The organism is Nicoliella sp. ESL1149, from assembly GCF_058107265.1.
The window spans coordinates 340,793-359,273 of record NZ_JBYLUE010000002.1 but is presented as its reverse complement, the minus strand read 5'-3'; the positions used below and the strand labels follow the sequence as shown (position 1 = coordinate 359,273).

Below are 18,481 nucleotides of genomic sequence, written 5' to 3'. Positions count from 1 at the left end.
TTTATGGATAATTTTGTATTTGGACGATATATACCAGGGAATTCATTTGCTCATAGGTTAAATCCAGTAACTAAGTTATTAGTTAGTTTTATCTTTGTATTAGTTGTTGTTTTTGCAAATAATCCATTATCTTATTTGTCTTTAATTCTTTTAATGATTGTTTCGATTATATGTTGTCGCACTAAATTAAGATTTATTATTCAAGGAATAAAACCACTGTTGTGGGTGATATTATTTACTGTAATTATTCAACTGTTATTTACAAATAGTGGAAACGTTTATTTTCAAGTTGGTTGGTTGAGTATAACTAGTAACGGAGTTGAAATTGCTTTTTTTATCGCAATGCGTTTCTTTTTAATAATTATAGTATCCACGTTATTTACTTTAACTACTTCTCCATTAGAGATTTCTTATGCAATTGAAAGGGTCTTAACACCATTAAAAAAGTTAAATGTTCCAGTAGATACCTTGGGGATGATGATTTCGATTGCACTAAGGTTTGTACCAACGTTGACGGATGATATGAATACAATTATTAACGCGCAAAAGTCGCGAGGAATGGATTTTAATAGCGGGAACATTTTTAGAAGAGTCAAAAAATTTATTCCAATTTTAATTCCATTATTCATTAGTTCTTTTAAACATGCTGAAGATTTAGCAATGGCAATGGAAGCCCGTGGATATCAAAATGGTGTAAAAAGAACTCGTTATCGTCAATATCACTTTTCTAAGTCTGATTGGATGACGATTATAATATTTATGTTAGTAGCTTTTGCAGTCTTATTATTAAGAAGCAGGTGATTAAATGCCAAGATATAAAATAACATTTGCATACGATGGAACTAATTTTTTTGGATTCCAACAGCAACCTAATAAGAGAACAATTGAGGGAGAATTAAAAAAGGTCGTTAATAGAATGGGAAAACGTCCAAATCCTGAGATTAAAGTATATGGATCTGGAAGAACTGATGCTGGAGTACATGCACTAGCTCAAGTGGCTCATTTTGATTTTCCTTATGACATTAGCGAAGATGCAATGTTAAAAGGAATAAATAGTTCATTACCATTAGACATTGAAGTTAATAAAGTTGAAAAAATGGCTGATGATTTTCATGCTCGATATGATGTTTCCGGAAAGAGATATCAGTATCGTTTAGATCTGAGTCCATTTCGCAATCCATTTAAACGACTTTATACAGGCCATTGGCGGTCTCAACTTGATTTAAATAAGATTGAACAGGCTTTACCTGATTTAATTGGGGAACATGATTTTACTAGTTTTGTCGCTTCTGGATCAAGTGCTAGAAGCAATATAAGAACAATTTATGATGCTACTTGTAAATTTGATCCAACTCAAAATGAATTAATTTTTGAATTTTATGGGAACGGTTTTTTATATAATATGGTAAGAATTATTGTCGGTGTGTTGGTTGAAATTGGGGCTGACAAGAGACCAGTACATGATATCAAACGTCTTTATGAAGTTAAAGATAGAACTCAAGCACGAAGAACTGCATCAGCAAGTGGATTATACTTAAAACGGGTTTATTATGAAGGCGAAGATCCACTTCACCCAACAAAATTACCACCACATCAAAGATAGAATAAGTATTGACTTTAGTGTTAATTATTTGTATCATTGTAGTTGGTATTGTTTGCCCCACGAAGCCCCGGAAACTTTAGTTGGTGTCGAACAAACACAGAAACATGGAGGAAATAAAATGCGTACAACATATATTGCAAAACCAGGCGAAGTAGAAAGTAAATGGTATGTTATTGACGCTGATGGTATCGAATTAGGTCGTTTATCAACAGTCGTTGCTTCTATTGTAAGAGGAAAGAACAAACCTACTTATACTCCACATGTAGATACTGGTGATCACGTTATCGTTATTAATGCTTCCAAAGTCGCATTAAGTGGCCGTAAGGCTTCTAAGAAAGTTTATTACCATCACAGTGGATTTGTTGGTGGAATTAAACAAATTACTGCCGGTGAATTACGCGAAACTAAACCCGAACGTTTAATCGAAATTTCCGTTAAGGGAATGCTTCCACATAACACTTTAGGACGTAAACAAGGACTTAAGTTACATGTTTACGCTGGTGCAGAACATGATAATGCTGCTCAAAAACCAGAAGTATTAGACATTAAGGATTTAATTTAGGAGGGAATTCAATTGGCACAAGTACAATATAACGGCACTGGCCGTCGTAAAGATTCAGTTGCTCGAGTACGTTTAGTACCAGGAACTGGTAAAGTTGTTATTAACGATAAAGCTGCTGAAGATTACATTCCTTTTGCTAGCTTACGTGAAGTTATCATGCAACCATTCAATGTTACTGAAACTTTAGGTAACTATGATGCATTGGTTAACGTTCATGGTGGCGGGTACTCTGGTCAATCAGGTGCTATTCGTCATGGTATTTCAAGAGCCTTACTTGAAGTTGATCCAGACTTCCGTGCTTCTTTAAAGAGTGCAGGTCTATTAACTCGTGACCCAAGAATGAAAGAACGTAAGAAACCTGGTTTGAAGAAAGCCCGTAAAGCAGGTCAATTCTCCAAGCGTTAAAATTGGTTTACTTATTACAATTTTAAAAAGTCCCACTTTTTTAAGTGGAACTTTTTTTATTTATGGAGGTAAAATTGAATACGCATCGTTTAAGTATTTTATCGTTATTGATTGCAATATTATTTATTCAAACAGTAGTACCAGGAATTGGTTATTTACCAATTGGTCCATTAAGTTTAACCATTATTCCAGTCACAATAATGTTTGCAAGTATAGTTATTGACACAAAAGCAGGAACTTTACTTGGTCTTATTTGGGGAGTAATTGTATTTACTAGAGCCTTTTTTGCACCAACTAGTCCATTAGCATTAGTTTTAACGAACCCGGTTATTTCAATAGTTCCTAGAGTGATGATTGGGCTTTTAGTGGGGATAGTTTATCATCGATTTGTGATTTCTAAAGTTAAAGTTTGGAAGTTAAGTTTATTAGGGATGTTAGGATCATTAATAAACACGATTCTTTTTTTAGGCCTAATGATATTATTTTTTAAAAATAATTATCAACCAATTTATCAAATTAATAAAGAGGCGATGATCCCGTATGCCATAATTACTTTCTTTACTAATGGAATTCCAGAAATGATTATTGATGCGATTCTTCTTCCCCTTGTTGTTAATCCAATTTTAAAAAGGAATAAATAAAGCCAACCTTTAAAGGTTGGCTTTATTTATTTGTCTTTTTTGCTGGAACTTTTTTTATCTTTTTCAGTAGTCTTTTTTTCTTCATCAGAATCTTTTTCTTTAGATTCTTTTTCGCGTGGAACCTTTTTGATTATTTTTAAATGTTTATTGTTAATAATTACTTTATTATGGTACTTATCAATAATTGCTGGGTCTTTAGATTCGAATGTAACTAAGAAAGAATTAGTGTATCCCTTCTCAATTGTTCCAGTGTAGTCTTTTTTTTCTAATTTAAACTTAACGACGTCACCAACACGGAACTTTGCTTGTTGTGGACTTGGTTCGTTATTCTTTACCAAAATCATCATCTCCAAAATTTGTTCATCTTATGCAATATAACGAATATTATAATACTTGTCAATGTATTTGTTTTTATTCTTATTTCAATTTAAAATAATACATATATACTTTGAGGGGTGTTGCGAATTATGAAAGAGCTTGAAGAAAGAATTAATCGGGATGGACGTGTCCTTTCTGATGATATTTTAAAAGTCGATCAATTCTTAAATCATCAAATCGATCCACAATTAATGAATCATATCGGAGAAGAATTTGCCAAACATTTTAAATCTAGTGGAGTTACTAAAATTGTAACTGTAGAATCATCTGGAATTGCTCCAGCTTTGATGACAGGGTTTCATTTAAATGTACCAGTTATTTTTGCAAGAAAACATAAGAGTGTAACTCTAAATGATGATTTGTATACAGCGGATGTTTATTCTTATACCAAGAAAGTTAATAATCAGATTAGTATTGCTAAGCGTTTCATTGATCGAAATGATAATTTATTGTTCATTGATGATTTTCTTGCTAATGGTCAAGCGGCTGAGGGAATGATCGATATTGTTAATTCTGCTAACGCTAACCTTGCGGGAATTGGAATTGTAATTGAAAAAAGCTTCCAAAAAGGACGAAAATTATTAAATGCTCAAGGAATTGATGTTTATTCATTAGCACGTGTTGCATCATTGCATGATGGAAAAGTTCAATTCTTAAATTGATAATTTAAAAATTAAGAGAAAGTAGTGGCTATTTTGAAGAAAAGAGTATTTTATCCAGGAGCTACCATTGGATTCGTTGGGAGCGGCGTTAATTTAATTAATGCAATTAATACCGCAATCGATTCTGGATTTAAGGTGGGAGTATTAACTACAGATTCAAAATTACCATTGAAATCGGTAACAGATTATTATTATTCAACAAAAAATTTGAACCATGAAGTCGTTCAAGCTTTCGCTGAAAAAAGTGATTTCGTGATTTATGTCAATGATCTTTTAGACTCAGATACAGTTAAGTGGATGAGCAATTATACTTTTGTACCTCAAGGTAGTGAAGCGCTCGAAATAAGGGATGATCGTTTAATTGAAAGAACCTTTTTGGAACAATTGAACATTAACATTTTGCCATATACTACCGTTCTGGAATTAAAAGATATATATGAAGCCGCAATATCGTTAGGTTTTCCAGCAATTTTAAAACCGATTCAACGGGGACTGAATAATGATAAACAAGTTATAATTGATGATGAAGCTAATGTTGCTAAAGCAGCTTTGTTACTAGAAAGTGGCACATATATTTTAGAAAGTTATTTAACTGATAAAAAAGAAGCAGAGATCCTGGTAACTCATGATTTATTAGGTAATATACAAATTACACCACCTATCCAATGTCAGTATAAAAATGGAGAATTGCAAGCATCCCTAATTCCCGCTAAAATTAACTCCTCAGTAAGTGAAGAACTAGCATCACTTGCAAATAAGATTGGTAATAATATTGATTATGCAGGGATAATTCGGGTTAATTTCATTCTTTCAGATGATAACATTTACGTAAAGAGTGTTAGCCCATTTTTAAACTCTGGCGGATTAGTATTGAATGAATCTGGGTTTAATCAGTATGAACAGTTGATTAAAGCTATTGCGGGAGTTACTACCACTGAAATTACAAATATTAATCCGTGTGTAATTCATACGTTTGATTATAGCCAACTTCAACGCATTAAATTACAATGGGCTTTGAAAGCAAAGTGGCAATTTCATTTTTATAGTGATTCAGATTCAAATATTGCAGGTTATATTAACATTGCAACTGATTCTATTGATGAAACTTTAAATCAGCTAGAAGATACTGAGATTTGGAATGATTAACGCAATTTAATAATGATATAATGAAATAATAACTTTTTTAGAGAGGCGGAGTTTGGTTGACTGAAGAAAGTCTAATTAAAGGAATGAATGATAAGCAAAGCGAAGCTGTTTTACACACAGAAGGTCCGCTATTGATCATGGCAGGTGCTGGAAGTGGAAAAACAAGAGTTTTAACTCATCGGATTGCTTATTTAATTGAAGAAAAACATGTTGCACCATGGAATATTTTAGCGATTACGTTTACGAATAAAGCCGCTCGTGAAATGAAGGAACGGGTTGAAAAATTACTTGGTGGCTCTGCCAATCAAGTTTGGATTTCGACGTTTCATGCCCTTTGTGTGCGGATATTAAGAAGAAATGTTGAACAAATTGGGTATAGTAATTCCTTTACCATTGCGGGAACTAGTGAGCAAAGAACATTGATTAAAAACGTAATGAAGGATTTGAATATTGATCCGAAAAAATTTAATCCTCGTTCGATTTTATCAATGATTTCCAATGCTAAAAATGATTTATTAGATCCGGATGCCTATTTAGAAAAACATGCTAGTGATAATAACCCATTGACTGACGTTGTAGGTAAAATTTATAAGACATATCAAAAGGCTTTACATCAAAATGAATCAGTTGACTTTGATGATTTGATTATGTTAACGATTCAATTATTTGAAAAAGTACCTTCTGTTTTGGAACATTATCAAAATCAATTTAAGTATATTCATGTTGATGAATATCAAGATACTAATGAAGCACAATATAAATTGGTCCACATGCTGGGTGATAAATATAAAAATGTTTGTGTTGTTGGGGATGCTGATCAAAGTATTTATGGTTGGCGTGGTGCTAACATGAATAATATTTTAGATTTTCAAGATGATTATCCCGATGCTCACGTTACGCTCTTGGAACAGAATTATCGTTCAACTAAGATGATTTTGGATGCGGCCAATGATGTGATCCAAAATAATGTTGAGAGAAAGCCTAAAAAATTATGGACCGAAAATTCAACGGGAGATAAGATTACTTACTATCGAGCTCAAAGTGAATTCGATGAAACTAGATTTGTTGTTGCTCAAATTAAAGAGTTAATGACTAAAGATCCAAAATTGTCTTACGGTGATTTTGCGGTTCTTTATCGAACTAATGCCCAATCTCGGGTAATTGAAGAAACGCTTTTAAAATCTAATATTCCTTATAATATTGTTGGAGGTCATAAGTTCTATGACCGAAAAGAAATTCAGGATATTTTGGCATATTTAACTTTAATTGCTAATCCAAGTGATTCAATGAGTTTGACTCGGATTATTAATGTTCCTAAACGTGGAATTGGAAACACAAGTATTGAGCACCTAACCCAATTTGCAAATGATAATAATTGGAGTTTGTTGGAAGCAGCTCAAAACGTTGAATTAGCTAATAATATTAGCGGACGGGCAAGAACCTCAATTGGAAACTTCGGGAATTTAATTGCGGATTTAAGAAAACAATTTAAATCATTATCAGTGACTGAGTTAACTGAAGCCATTTTAGATCAAAGTGGTTATCGAAAAACACTTCAAGCCGAAAATAACTTAGAAGCTCAATCTCGATTAGAAAATATTGATGAATTTTTATCCGTTACGAAACAATTTGATGATAATAACTCTGATATGGATGAAAATGAACGGCTCGTTAATTTTCTTTCTGATCTATCATTGGTTTCTGATCAAGATGATGTTGATGAAGAAACTGCCCAAGTGACCTTAATGACTTTGCATGCAGCTAAGGGACTTGAGTTCCCGGTCGTTTTCTTGATTGGGATGGAAGAAGGAATCTTTCCATTAGCACGTTCAATTCAAGAACCATCTGAATTAGAAGAAGAGCGTCGATTAGCTTATGTTGGAATTACACGTGCTCAAAAGAAACTATATTTAACAAATAGTTTTTCTAGAATGCTTTATGGTCGCCGTCAATCAAACCCTCAATCCGAGTTTATTGGTGAAATAAACGAAAATTTAATTGATCAAATCGATTCTAATGGTAATAATTCTGGAACTTTAAAAGTGCCATTTTCTAATTCGTATAATAATAATCGAAATCAAAAAGCATTTTCACAACCATATCGAAGAACTAAATTTGTTGATAAACCTAAAGAAACTGGTGCTAATAAAACATCTTGGACGATTGGAGACCGAGTAGCTCATAAATCATGGGGAATTGGAACGGTTGTAAAAATCGAAGGTAATGGTGATGATATGGAATTAGATATTGCCTTTCCTGAACAAGGAGTTAAGCGTTTATTAGCAGCTTTTGCCCCAATTCAACATGCAAAATAGTATAAGCGATGGAGATGATTACCTGTGGCCTTAACTCATTCTGAAGCCCAGAAACAAGCGGCGGAATTAAGAAAAAAGTTAAATCAGTGGAGTAAAGAATACTATGTTAATGATAAACCAAGTGTCGAGGATCACATTTATGATGAGAACTATCAAAAGTTAGTCCAACTTGAAAAAGATTTTCCTGATTTGATTTCTTCAGACTCACCTACTCAAAAAGTAGGGGGCAAAGTATTAGATGAATTTCAAAAGGTTCCCCATCAGATTCCATTATTATCTTTAGGAGACGTTTTTTCTTCTGAAGAACTTGCAGATTTTATTGAACGCTTAAAGGAAAATTATCCTCAAGATACTGAATATAATTGTGAATTAAAGATTGATGGGCTTTCAATTTCATTGCGATATGAAAACGGCATTTTAGTCCAAGGATCTACTCGGGGAAACGGAAGAATTGGTGAAGATATTACACAAAATCTAATGACAATTCCTTCAATTCCACACAAGTTGAAACGGCCCGTTAATATTGAAGCTCGGGGTGAATGTTATATGCCGAAACGTTCATTTGTGACCTTAAATGAGGAACGCGAAAAACAAGGACAAGCACCATTTGCTAATCCTAGAAACGCCGCTGCAGGAAGTTTAAGACAGTTGGACTCTAGAATAACTGCTCATCGTCATTTAAGTACATTCATGTATAATGTTGCTGATTATGGTGATTTAAAAACAAATACCCAAAGCGGACTACTTGAAGAGTTAGCAGATTTAGGTTTTACCATTAATCATGATTATCAGGTCGCTAAAAGTATGGATGATGTTGATGCCTATATTGAAAAGTATCAACAAAAGCGGGCTGATTTACCATATGGCATTGACGGAATCGTTGTTAAAACCAATCGATTAGATCTTCAAATGGAAATTGGGGCGACAGTTAAGGTTCCTAAATGGGCAATTGCATATAAATTCCCGCCAGAAGAAGTAACAACAAAAGTTTTAGATATTGAATGGACAGTTGGAAGAACTGGTGTAGTCACGCCAACTGCTGTGATGGAACCGGTAAAACTTGCTGGATCGATTGTTTCTAGAGCATCATTGCATAATCCAGATTATTTGGAAGATAAAGATATTCGAATTGGTGATGTTGTTAGCTTGCATAAGGCTGGCGATATTATTCCTGAAATTGCCAATTACGTTAAAGATAAACGTTCCCCAGATAGTAAACCATATCAAATTCCAGAAAATTGTCCTTCTTGTCATGCCAAACTAGTTCACTTAGATGATGAAGTTGCTTTAAGATGTATTAATCCTAAGTGTCCAGCACAACTTACGGAACAGATTAATCATTTTGCTTCACGGAATGCAATGAGTATTGATGGGTTAGGTCCTCGAATTGTTCAACAGTTGTTTGACAATCATCTATTAGATGATGTTGCAAGCCTGTATGGGCTTTCCAGGGAAGACTTATTAAAATTAGATCGTTTTGGTGAAAAATCAACTGATAATTTATTAGCATCCATCAATGCAAGTCGTGATAATTCGTTAGAAAGATTAATCTTTGCCTTAGGAATAAGACATGTTGGAGCCAAAAACGCTCAAATTATTGCAGCTCATTTTAAAACAATGGATAATTTGATAAAGGCTAGCTCTGATGAGATTGCTGAAATTAATTCAATGGGAAAAGTAATTGCTGACAGTATTGCGACTTATTTAGCTAGTGGCCCTGCCGAACAATTAATTCAAGAATTAAAACATGCTCGTGTTAATATGGAATATCATGGTCGTGATTTAACTGAAACAGCTCAAATTGATTCGTTTTTTAATGGAAAACGTGTTGTGTTAACAGGTAAATTAGAACAAATGACCCGTTCAAAAGCTTCAGAATGGCTAGCAGATCATGGAGCTGATGTTACAAGTAGTGTTTCCAAAAAAACTGACCTTGTAATTGCCGGAAAAGATGCTGGAAGTAAGTTAACAAAAGCTGAGTCCCTTAATATTGATGTTTGGGATGAACAACATTTTATAAATGAAATGAAGTAAGAGGAGGAAACGTTTTGAAACGTTTATGTACAGTATTAACAGTTGCTGCTTCATCGTTGTTATTAGCAGCCTGTGGGGGTAGTATTAATAATTCTACCAGTAGTACCAAGTCTGGAAATGCAACGCAATTGACTGGGCAACCAAATGGAAGTAATTACCAAGGGGTAATTAAGAATGGCCATTATTTAACTAGTAAGTCTAGGGGAGTGAACGTTCAACAAGATTCAAATCAATTTAATTTGAAGAGTTTTGAAAATGAATTGTTGAACCTTTCTAAAACCCAATTTTCCACTAAGAATTATATTTTTCAAGAAGGTCAATATATTTCTACCAGTACAACAGAAGATTGGTTGGGACGAAAAAGTAAGAGTAATCCCAATGGTTTAAATCCAAAGGGAAATAGCAAAACGCCAATATATCTTCAACAAATGGATGAACAAGATTTCTTAACTCAAGATGGTAATTCATTAAAGATGAGTGGGATGACCGTTGGATTAGGCCTGAATTCTGTTTTTTACTATCAAAAGCAAAAGTATGGCAATACTTATGATAAGAATCTTGATACTAACGTTGTTAAAACTCAAGGAAAGGCAATGGCAAATGAGATTTTAGCTCGTTTGAGAAAACAAAAATCCCTTCGAAATATTCCAATCGTAATTGCCTTATATCGTCAAGCATCTAATGATAGTTTAGTCGGTGGGAATATGTTTGCCTATTCTGTTAATAAACCTGGTACTAGGTCTGTTTCATCTTGGACTAAAATCAATGAAAAGAACTATGTTTTCCCAATTCCATCTGGGAGTAAAGGCCCTAACAGTAATGATGAAAATGATTTTGATAACTTTAAGGCTCAAATTCAAAACTTTTTCCCTAATTTAAGTGGTGTTACTGCCCAAGCTCATTATACTAATGGTTCCCTATCAGGAATGCATGTTAACATTACGACTCAATTCTATAGTCAAACGGAAATTATTAGCTTTACTCAATATCTTCAATCTGCAGCTAATAAGTATCTTCCAACAGGGATTCCAATCGATATTAAAGTGAGTTCCACAACTGGGATGCAAAGTTATCTTTCAAGGAATTCAGATTCTAAGAACTTTTCTTCTCATGTTTTCAATAGTTATTAATTTAGTATGTTAAAATAAAAGATGAGTTTAGTTTGTAATTTAATAAAAGGGGAGAATCTTAATGGCTACTAATATAGATAAGCAACAAGTTGAACATGTTGCTGAACTAGCAAAGTTACATTTTGATGATCAAAAGTTAGCATATTTCACTAAAGAATTAGGAAATATCATGAACCTATTTGATCAATTGGACGAAGTCGACACTGATAATGTTGAACCAACTTTTAGTGTTACTGATCAATTGAACGTAATGCGTGAAGACGTTGCGGATAACTGGGGACAAAAAGATGCATTACTTCATAATGCTCCAGAAACTGCAGACGGTCTAATTCGGGTTCCAACTATTATTGATGAAAGTGAGGACTAAGCATGAACTATTTTGATACTGATATTAATAGTCTCCATCAAGATTTAGTTTCAGGAAAAATTACCTCTGAACAATTAACTCAACAAACTATTGATGCGATTAAAGAAACTGATTCTAACATTAATGCATTCATTAATTTAGATGAAGAGGGAGCTTTAAAAGCTGCTAAAGAAATTGATCAAAAAGGAATTGATCCAGATAAAATTTTGGCTGGAATTCCGGTTGCGATTAAAGATAACATTTTAACCAAGAATATTGCAACGACAGCTGCTTCTAAAATGTTAGAAAACTTTGTGCCAATTTTTGATGCAACGGTTGTAAAAAAATTAGTTGCCGCTGGTTCAATTCCAGTTGGTAAAACGAACATGGATGAATTTGCAATGGGTGGGTCTACTGAACACTCTGCATTCAAGATTACTCATAATCCTTGGAACACTTCCAAGGTTCCTGGTGGTTCCTCAGGTGGTTCTGCCGCTGCCGTTGCTGCTGGAGAAATCTTATTTGCATTAGGTTCTGATACTGGTGGTTCAATTCGTCAACCTTCCGCATTTAACGGAATCGTTGGAATGAAACCAACATATGGACGAGTTTCAAGATGGGGCTTGATTGCCTTCGGATCTAGTTTTGACCAAGTCGGTCCATTAACTAGAAATGTAATGGATAATGCACAAGTTTTAAATATTATCTCTGGTCATGACAAACACGATTTAACTAGTTCCGATAAGAAAGTTCCTGACTACACTACTACTATTAAAGATGGAGTTAAAGGCCTTAAGATTGGGCTACCTAAAGAATACCTTGGAGAAGGTGTTGATGAAGGAGTTAAAAAAGCGATTAATGAAGCAGTTGAAACTTACCGAAAATTAGGAGCAACTGTGGAAGAAGTTTCCTTACCACATACTAAGTATGGAATTGCTGCTTACTACGTTTTAGCTTCATCTGAAGCTTCGTCAAACTTACAAAGATTTGATGGAATACGTTATGGATACCGTGATCCAGAAGCTAAGAATTTGGAAGAAGTTTATGTTGGTAGTCGTTCCAAGGGATTCGGTGATGAAGTTAAACGTCGAATTATGTTAGGAACGTTCTCATTGTCATCTGGTTTTTATGATGCTTATTTTAACAAAGCTGCTAAAGTTAGAACTTTAATGATCAATGATTTCAAGAACATCTTTAAGGACTATGATTTGATCTTAGCTCCAACTGCACCTACACCAGCATTTAATATCGGATCAGAATCTGATCCAGTTACGATGTACTTGAATGATGCAATGACAATTCCAGTTAATATGGCTGGATTACCTGCAATGTCGATTCCTGCTGGTTTTGAAGATGAAATGCCTATCGGAATGCAATTGATTGGAAAACCATTCGATGAAGCTACAATCTACAAGGCTGGATATGCATTTGAACAAAATACTGATTTCCATAAGAAATTACCAAAAATGGGAGGGGCAAAATAATGAATTTTGAAACTAACGTTGGACTTGAAGTCCATTTCGAATTAAAGACAAATTCCAAGATTTTTAGTCCTTCACCTGTTGATTATGGTGATGAACCAAATGAAAACACTAACGTTATTGATTGGGGATATCCAGGTGTTTTACCTACTACTAACAAGGGAGTTGTTGCTGACGGATTAAAGGCAGCAATTGCATTGCATGCCGAAATTGAAAAGCATCCTTTCTTTGACCGAAAGAACTATTTCTACCCTGATAATCCTAAGGCGTACCAAATTACTCAATACAACCGTCCTGATGCTCATGATGGATACGTTGAAATTGAAGTTGATGGTAAAAAGAAAAAGATTGGTATCCACGAAATGCATATTGAAGAAGATGCTGGTAAGAATAGTCACGGTCGTAACTATTCTTATGTTGATTTGAACCGTCAAGGTACTCCTTTGATCGAAGTTGTTTCTGAACCAAATATTTCATCAGCTGAAGAAGCAATTGCCTATCTTGAAACGTTGCGTCAACGAATTCAATTTACTGGTATTTCTGACGTTAAGATGGAAGAAGGTTCCATGCGGGCTGATGTTAACGTTTCTATTCGTCCTGAAGGTTCAGATAAAATGGGAACGAAAGTTGAAATGAAGAATATGAACTCATTCAACTTTATTCGGACTGCAATTAAGTATGAACAACAACGTCAACAACAAATGATCATGTCTGGAGAAAAAATCGTTCAAGAAACCCGTCGTTATGATGAAAAGAATGGAACGACTGTTTCAATGCGTTCTAAGGAAGGGGCAAACGACTATCGTTACTTCCCAGAACCCGATTTACCAGCTTTAAGTATTTCTGATGAATGGATTAATGAAATCAAATCAGCAATGCCTGAAATGCCAGATGTTCGTAAGAAGCGTTACATTGATGAATATGGTTTAACTGATTACGATACAATGGTTTTGACCCAAACTAAACAAATGGCTGACTTCTTTGATGAAACCGTTAAGTTGGGTGCTGATCCTAAGATGGCTTCTAACTACTTACAAGGAAGCGTTAACGAATACTTGAATGATGAACAAGTTGATTTGGATCAAACTAAGATTACTCCTCAACATTTAGCTGATATGATCAAGTTAATTTCTGATGGAACTATCTCTACTAAGATGGCTAAGAAAGTCTTTAAAGCAATCACTGAAGATAAGGATCCTAAGAAATTTGTTGAAGAAAAAGGCATGGTTCAATTATCAGATCCAGCTAAGTTACAACCAATTATCGATGAGATCTTAGCTGATAACCCTCAATCAATTGAAGACTTTAAGAACGGTAAAGATCGTGCTAAGGGCTTCTTGGTTGGTCAAATTATGAAACAAACTCGTGGAAAAGCTAATCCACAAGTTGTTAACGAATTGTTAACTAAATCACTAACAAAATAATAGGAGCGTTGTTGAAATATGCGTAAGCGAGCACGAATAATTTATAATCCAACTTCAGGCCATGAGGTATTGAAGGGAAAAATGATTGACATTTTAAATATCATTGAAAAAGCTGGATTTGAAACGAGTGCTTTTCCAACTACTCCAGAACCTAATTCTGCTCAACATGAGGCCACCCGTTCTGCCCTTAATGGGATTGACTTAATTGTTGCAGCTGGGGGTGATGGAACGATCAATGAAGTTTTGAATGGGATTGCAGGACTTCCCAAACGACCCCAAATGGCAATTATTCCGGCTGGAACGACTAATGATTTTGCTCGTGCTTTGCATATTCCACGTGAGGATCCTGTTGATGCTGCAAAAATTATTTTAAAACATCAAACTCTTAAAATTGACATTGGGCAAGCTAATGATAAATATTTCATTAATATTGCTGGTGGAGGGCTATTGACTGAATTAACTTATGATGTACCTTCCGAATTAAAAACCATATTTGGTTATTTAGCCTATCTTGTTCGGGGGGCGGAATTGTTACCCCGGATTAAGCCCATCAAGATGGATTTAAAATATGATGGTGGTCATTATCAAGGAAAAGCTTCAATGTTCTTGTTAGCAATGACGAATTCAATTGGTGGTCTGGAACAAATTGTTCCTGATGCTTCTTTGGATGATGGTCAATTTACAATGATCATTGTAAAAGCATGTAATGTTTTTCAAATTATGCACTTACTTTCGAAGGTAATAAATGGTGGAAAACATATTGATGATCCAAGAATTATTTATAAAAAGACTAGTACATTAGTTGCCAAACCAGTGGAAACAGCGATGCAGATCAATCTTGATGGTGAATATGGTGGGGATGCACCAATGACCTTTAAGAATTTAAAGCAACATATTGAGATGTATGCAAATATTGATAAGATTCCCGATAGTGCAATGAATGATTATAATGTTGCTAAAGCTGAAAAAGAATTTGTCAAAAAAGTTGATAAGTTACCTAAAAAATAAGAATTTTGTCGTTTTGCGGCAAAATTCTTTATTATTATTATGGAGATGTAAAATATGTCAAAAAAACCGTTACCAGTTCAAGTAAATCAACAATATGAAGGAAACGTCATTGATCTAACTTATCAAGGACTTGGAGTTGTTAAAATTGATGATTTTCCAATTTTTGTTGAAAATGCTTTACCGGGGGAAGAAATAACTTTTAAAGTTAATAAAACTTATAGTAAATATGCTTTCGGTAAATTGGTTGAACTCAAAAAAGTTAGTCCAGATCGGAACGATGATGCTAAAAAAGTTTTTCTTCAAACTGGAATTGCACCCCTTAGTCATTTAAAATACCCTGCTCAATTGAAGTTTAAGCAGCATCAAGTTCAAACTTTATTCGAAAAGGCCCACATGGATGTGGATGTTTTACCAACGATTGGAATGGAAGAACCATATCATTATCGAAACAAAGCTCAAATTCCGGTTAGAATGGTAAAAGGCAAAATGACGACCGGTTTTTATCGTCGTAACTCTCACGATTTAGTTCCAATTGAGGATTTTTATATTCAACAACCTGAAATTGATAAAGCAATTACAGTCGTTAGAGATATTTTAGCTAAATTTCATATCGAACCATACAATGAAAAGAGTCATCGAGGAGTCATCAGAAACATTATGGTTCGACGGGGATACTATACTCATCAAATGATGATTGGTTTGATTACAAGAACTAAGAAAATTCATAATATTGAACCAATTGTTCAAGAAATTGCTAAGAAATTACCTGAAGTAAAAAGTATTGTTCAAAATATTAATCTGCAAGATAACAATGTTTTATTAGGTTCCGAAAGTAAATTAATCTGGGGAAAGAAATATATCCAAGATAAATTATTAGGACTGACTTTTGATATCTCCTTAAATTCGTTTTATCAGGTTAATCCAGTTCAAACTGAAAAATTATACTCACTTGCAGTGAAAAACGCTGAAATTGATAAAAATGACATCGTAATTGATGCTTATTGTGGGATTGGAACTATTTCATTAGCAATGGCAGAACATGCTAAAAAAGTTTATGGGGTGGAATTGATTCCAGAAGCAATCAAAGATGCTAAAAGAAACGCAAAGTTAAATAATATTGCCAATGTTCAATTTGTAGTTAACGACGCTGGAAAACAAATGTTAAAGTGGGCAGATGAAGGATTAAAGCCAGATGTTGTAATGGTTGATCCCCCAAGAAAAGGACTTTCGAGCGAATTTATCGATCAAATTGCCGTTTTGAACCCGCGGAAAGTTGTTTATGTTTCATGTAATCCATCAACTCTAGTCCGAGATGCTGGATTGTTAAAAGGCCATGGGTATCATATTGATCAACCTGTCCAACCAGTCGACCAATTCCCTCAAACAGTTCATGTTGAAACCGTAACGGTTTTCAATCAAAAATAGTTGGTGATCGAATATGGATGAACAAGTAAAGAAAACGTATTGGGAAAAATTTATTAATGATACCGACGTTCGAGATGCTCATTTAAGTTCGACTTATGCTTTTGGCAATAGTAAAGAAATGGCTGATAATTTAGCTGAATTAGTGAATAGTGGAATAAAAACCGCAACTAGTTCTGCGTTTGGATTATATAATGATCATGAATATTTACCACAAGTTGGAGATTATAATCTTATTTTAGACGGTTCTGATAGACCTGTTTGCATTACCCAAACGGTAGTATCTGAAGTCGTTCCTTTTGATGAGGTAAGTCATGAACATGCTTATCATGAAGGTGAAGGTAATCGTTCATACGATTATTGGCGAAAAGTTCATTTAGCTTTTTTCAAACAAGAATATCAAAAAGAACATCTTTTATTCAATGAAAAAATCCCTTGTTTATGCGAGGTTTTTAAAGTAGTTTATCGGTTTTAAATAAAAAAGTAATCACAAGGTGTGATTACTTTTTTTATTTATTTAATCATTTTTTGATGAAGATAGTAAATTGGAATTCCAATTGCAGTTATTAAAACAGCGGCAATCACTAATCCAGTTTGAGTAAAAATCGTGATAATTAATACAAATAATGCTCCCAGAAGAGCAATAATAGGAATAACTGGATATCCAGGAACTTTATAGGGACGTTGTAAATCAGGACGTTTTTTTCTTAACATAATTACTTCTACAAATAGTAAGCAGAAAAATGACCATACAATAAACATCGACATATCGGTTAAAATATCAAAACTGCCTGACATCATCATTAACACAGCAATACATAGTTGGAAGATGATGGCAATGTAAGGAGCGCCATTCTTAGTAACTTTTGCAAAAGATCTACTGAATGGAATCATGTTCTCACTTCCGAGAACCCGTGGAATTTGAATTCCAGTTAGTGTATATCCATTAATAGCTCCGTAAACGGAAACTAAAATTCCGATGGTAACTAGCTTTCCTCCGTATGCTCCAAAAAGCGTAGTTGCAACTTCAGCAGCGGTATTTTGATTTCCGGCAATTGAAGAAATAGGCATGTTCTTTAAGAAAACAAAATTGATCAACGTATAGATGATTGTAATAGCACTTAAACCAATTATAATTGCTTTTGGTAAATCCTTTCTAGGATTCTTTAGTTCCCCAGCAATGTTACTAATCCCAATCCAACCATCATATGCGAACATCGTTGCCAATAATCCTTGACCAAAAGCTGTCCATATATTGGCATGATTAATAGGTGTCATAGGCCATAATTGAACATGAACTTGTCCTGGAATAAAAAGGCCAATTAAAGCAATGATTAAAATGGGGATTAGTTTAACAATTAAAGCAACTGACTGGAAACGGCCGGAAAACTTTGCCCCCATTAAATTAATACCAGTAATACTTAAAATACAAATTACAGCAATTAGAAAACTAGTTTTAATTGAAAGATGGAAAAGAGTAACGAATTGTGTCCCAAAAACTAAACATAATCCAGCAACGTTAGCAGGGGTATATATTAATGATTGAGCCCAACCAAACAAAAAACCAGTTAATTTACCATAACCATATTCTAAAAATTTAACAGGACCACCAGTTTCTGGAAGAGCTGCCGCTAATTCAGAAACTGTTAGACCAGCACAGATCGTTAATAATCCTGAAACGATCCAAACCAATAATGTTAATCCAAAGGAGTAGGTATTAGCAACAACACTGGCAGTCTTAAAGAAGACTCCGCCTCCAATTACGGTTCCCATTACAGTAGCAAAGGCAGAAAACGGTCCAATGCTATTGTTATTTTTTTTATTCATTTTTGATTCCTCCAAAGTTGTTATCAAACCAGTTAATTTTAACATTTTTTGAACTAAAAAACAGTTCTACATAAATGTGTAGAACTGTTTTTCCTAA

18 protein-coding genes are annotated in these 18,481 nt (G+C 34.2%); 16 read left to right on the top strand and 2 right to left on the bottom strand.

Going from position 1 to position 18,481, the window contains the following annotated elements; translation table 11 throughout:
• Positions 1–3: 3 nt before the first annotated feature.
• The 5 genes from AC3B6G_RS01870 to AC3B6G_RS01850 all read left to right on the top strand — a co-directional run bounded on the left by AC3B6G_RS01870 (position 4) and on the right by AC3B6G_RS01850 (position 3,211).
• Entirely contained in the window at positions 4–801 is a 798-nt protein-coding gene (locus AC3B6G_RS01870; RefSeq protein ID WP_489848743.1) for an energy-coupling factor transporter transmembrane component T family protein, read from the top strand.
• 4 nt (positions 802–805) lie between these two features.
• Positions 806–1,603, top strand: a complete 798-nt coding sequence (truA, locus tag AC3B6G_RS01865) for a tRNA pseudouridine(38-40) synthase TruA (RefSeq protein ID WP_489848742.1) — start codon at positions 806–808, stop codon at positions 1,601–1,603.
• Between the two features lie 118 nt (positions 1,604–1,721).
• The gene (rplM, locus tag AC3B6G_RS01860) at positions 1,722–2,165 is read left to right on the top strand and encodes a 50S ribosomal protein L13 (RefSeq protein WP_489848741.1); all 444 of its coding nucleotides are present in this window, start codon (positions 1,722–1,724) and stop codon (positions 2,163–2,165) included.
• A gap of 12 nt (positions 2,166–2,177) precedes the next feature.
• The gene (rpsI, locus tag AC3B6G_RS01855; RefSeq protein ID WP_489848740.1) at positions 2,178–2,570 is read left to right on the top strand and encodes a 30S ribosomal protein S9; all 393 of its coding nucleotides are present in this window, start codon (positions 2,178–2,180) and stop codon (positions 2,568–2,570) included.
• A 74-nt stretch (positions 2,571–2,644) separates the two neighbouring features.
• Complete coding sequence (locus AC3B6G_RS01850; protein ID WP_489848739.1) at positions 2,645–3,211, top strand: ECF transporter S component; 567 nt, start codon at positions 2,645–2,647, stop codon at positions 3,209–3,211.
• Between the two features lie 26 nt (positions 3,212–3,237).
• Here AC3B6G_RS01850 and AC3B6G_RS01845 read toward each other — a convergent pair whose 3' ends face one another.
• Complete coding sequence (locus tag AC3B6G_RS01845) at positions 3,238–3,549, bottom strand: DUF2187 domain-containing protein (RefSeq protein WP_489848738.1); 312 nt, start codon at positions 3,547–3,549, stop codon at positions 3,238–3,240.
• 129 nt (positions 3,550–3,678) lie between these two features.
• On the opposite strand from AC3B6G_RS01845, the gene AC3B6G_RS01840 reads away from it, so the two are divergent.
• From AC3B6G_RS01840 to AC3B6G_RS01790, 11 genes are all read left to right on the top strand, one after another.
• Positions 3,679–4,251 (top strand): xanthine phosphoribosyltransferase, encoded by a 573-nt coding sequence (locus tag AC3B6G_RS01840; protein WP_489848737.1) that lies wholly within the window; start codon positions 3,679–3,681, stop codon positions 4,249–4,251.
• 33 nt (positions 4,252–4,284) lie between these two features.
• A complete protein-coding gene (locus AC3B6G_RS01835; RefSeq protein ID WP_489848736.1) occupies positions 4,285–5,397 on the top strand; it encodes an ATP-grasp domain-containing protein in 1,113 nt (370 codons plus the stop codon).
• Between the two features lie 56 nt (positions 5,398–5,453).
• Positions 5,454–7,712 (top strand): DNA helicase PcrA, encoded by a 2,259-nt coding sequence (gene pcrA, locus AC3B6G_RS01830; RefSeq protein ID WP_489848735.1) that lies wholly within the window; start codon positions 5,454–5,456, stop codon positions 7,710–7,712.
• Positions 7,713–7,736: 24 nt separating this feature from the next.
• Positions 7,737–9,746 carry an NAD-dependent DNA ligase LigA gene (ligA, locus tag AC3B6G_RS01825; RefSeq protein ID WP_489848734.1) on the top strand — a complete coding sequence of 670 codons (2,010 nt, stop codon included), beginning with the start codon at positions 7,737–7,739 and terminating at the stop codon, positions 9,744–9,746.
• 14 nt (positions 9,747–9,760) lie between these two features.
• Positions 9,761–10,876 (top strand): CamS family sex pheromone protein, encoded by a 1,116-nt coding sequence (locus tag AC3B6G_RS01820; protein WP_489848733.1) that lies wholly within the window; start codon positions 9,761–9,763, stop codon positions 10,874–10,876.
• 61 nt (positions 10,877–10,937) lie between these two features.
• Entirely contained in the window at positions 10,938–11,243 is a 306-nt protein-coding gene (gatC, locus tag AC3B6G_RS01815) for an Asp-tRNA(Asn)/Glu-tRNA(Gln) amidotransferase subunit GatC (protein WP_489848732.1), read from the top strand.
• 2 nt (positions 11,244–11,245) lie between these two features.
• Complete coding sequence (gene gatA, locus AC3B6G_RS01810; protein WP_489848731.1) at positions 11,246–12,706, top strand: Asp-tRNA(Asn)/Glu-tRNA(Gln) amidotransferase subunit GatA; 1,461 nt, start codon at positions 11,246–11,248, stop codon at positions 12,704–12,706.
• Positions 12,706–14,127 (top strand): Asp-tRNA(Asn)/Glu-tRNA(Gln) amidotransferase subunit GatB, encoded by a 1,422-nt coding sequence (gene gatB, locus AC3B6G_RS01805; protein ID WP_489848730.1) that lies wholly within the window; start codon positions 12,706–12,708, stop codon positions 14,125–14,127. Before gatA ends, gatB begins: the two co-directional genes overlap by 1 nt.
• A gap of 18 nt (positions 14,128–14,145) precedes the next feature.
• Positions 14,146–15,135: a diacylglycerol kinase gene (locus tag AC3B6G_RS01800; RefSeq protein WP_489848729.1), complete on the top strand. Its 990-nt coding sequence runs from the start codon at positions 14,146–14,148 to the stop codon at positions 15,133–15,135.
• A gap of 54 nt (positions 15,136–15,189) precedes the next feature.
• Positions 15,190–16,560 carry a 23S rRNA (uracil(1939)-C(5))-methyltransferase RlmD gene (gene rlmD / locus AC3B6G_RS01795; protein WP_489848728.1) on the top strand — a complete coding sequence of 457 codons (1,371 nt, stop codon included), beginning with the start codon at positions 15,190–15,192 and terminating at the stop codon, positions 16,558–16,560.
• A gap of 13 nt (positions 16,561–16,573) precedes the next feature.
• A complete protein-coding gene (locus AC3B6G_RS01790) occupies positions 16,574–17,032 on the top strand; it encodes an ASCH domain-containing protein (RefSeq protein ID WP_489848727.1) in 459 nt (152 codons plus the stop codon).
• 38 nt (positions 17,033–17,070) lie between these two features.
• Here AC3B6G_RS01790 and AC3B6G_RS01785 read toward each other — a convergent pair whose 3' ends face one another.
• Positions 17,071–18,384: an APC family permease gene (locus AC3B6G_RS01785; RefSeq protein ID WP_489848726.1), complete on the bottom strand. Its 1,314-nt coding sequence runs from the start codon at positions 18,382–18,384 to the stop codon at positions 17,071–17,073.
• Positions 18,385–18,481 lie beyond the last annotated feature (97 nt).

Excerpts from the sequence above, each read along its gene's own strand:
- gatB (WP_489848730.1), top strand. The coding sequence starts at position 12,706 with ATGAATTTTGAAACTAACGTTGGACTTGAAGTCCATTTCGAATTAAAG.
- AC3B6G_RS01785 (WP_489848726.1), bottom strand. The coding sequence starts at position 18,384 with ATGAATAAAAAAAATAACAATAGCATTGGACCGTTTTCTGCCTTTGCT.
- rlmD (WP_489848728.1), top strand. The coding sequence starts at position 15,190 with ATGTCAAAAAAACCGTTACCAGTTCAAGTAAATCAACAATATGAAGGA.
- gatC (WP_489848732.1), top strand. The coding sequence starts at position 10,938 with ATGGCTACTAATATAGATAAGCAACAAGTTGAACATGTTGCTGAACTA.
- AC3B6G_RS01800 (WP_489848729.1), top strand. The coding sequence starts at position 14,146 with ATGCGTAAGCGAGCACGAATAATTTATAATCCAACTTCAGGCCATGAG.
- gatA (WP_489848731.1), top strand. The coding sequence starts at position 11,246 with ATGAACTATTTTGATACTGATATTAATAGTCTCCATCAAGATTTAGTT.
- truA (WP_489848742.1), top strand. The coding sequence starts at position 806 with ATGCCAAGATATAAAATAACATTTGCATACGATGGAACTAATTTTTTT.
- rplM (WP_489848741.1), top strand. The coding sequence starts at position 1,722 with ATGCGTACAACATATATTGCAAAACCAGGCGAAGTAGAAAGTAAATGG.
- AC3B6G_RS01840 (WP_489848737.1), top strand. The coding sequence starts at position 3,679 with ATGAAAGAGCTTGAAGAAAGAATTAATCGGGATGGACGTGTCCTTTCT.
- AC3B6G_RS01870 (WP_489848743.1), top strand. The coding sequence starts at position 4 with ATGGATAATTTTGTATTTGGACGATATATACCAGGGAATTCATTTGCT.
- AC3B6G_RS01790 (WP_489848727.1), top strand. The coding sequence starts at position 16,574 with ATGGATGAACAAGTAAAGAAAACGTATTGGGAAAAATTTATTAATGAT.